Origin of the sequence: Paenibacillus sp. 102 (assembly GCF_039549175.1) — a bacterium.
Lineage (GTDB): Bacteria > Bacillota > Bacilli > Bacillales > Bacillaceae_G > Bacillus_A.
The window spans coordinates 1-453 of the sequence record NZ_JBCGHT010000069.1 but is presented as its reverse complement, the minus strand read 5'-3'; the positions used below and the strand labels follow the sequence as shown (position 1 = coordinate 453).

The window sequence follows — 453 nt, the reverse complement described above, 5'->3', positions numbered from 1 at the left end:
AGCCAACAGCTACCAATATAATATCTTTTTTAAATTGTTTTCCTTTAAAATAGTTCATGCATCATGCTCCTGGGATCATTTTTCTTATATGGTAACTTCACTTAAAAAACTTTGCAACAGAACCATCGTGAATCATATACATGGCTTTCCATTCACTCAATTCCTTTTGTTTTTTTACCAATAATAATTGTCGCATCTGGAACATCACTGTAGAAGATACTAAGAGCGCAATTAACTTTCCATAGATATGACACTCTAACCGTTCCTTTTTTATATTTGTATTGTGATGAATACGAAAGATCGATTTCCATGTTTTAAAAATGATTTGTCGGGTAAAAGACTGGCGCGGTATCAGTTGCGGCCCGTCTCCAGCCTCTCCCCATAAGAACTGCTCGTGAGGTTTTCCCTCAAGCAGCTCACCCCATAAACTTCGTCAAAAGGGTTATGAGACCT

The 453-nt window shown here is 37.3% G+C and carries 1 pseudogene; it reads right to left on the bottom strand.

What is annotated here, in order from left to right:
* Window positions 1–124: 124 nt before the first annotated feature.
* Window positions 125–328: pseudogene (locus AAIE21_RS29340) on the bottom strand (IS4 family transposase); the annotation flags it as partial.
* Window positions 329–453: the final 125 nt, after the last annotated feature.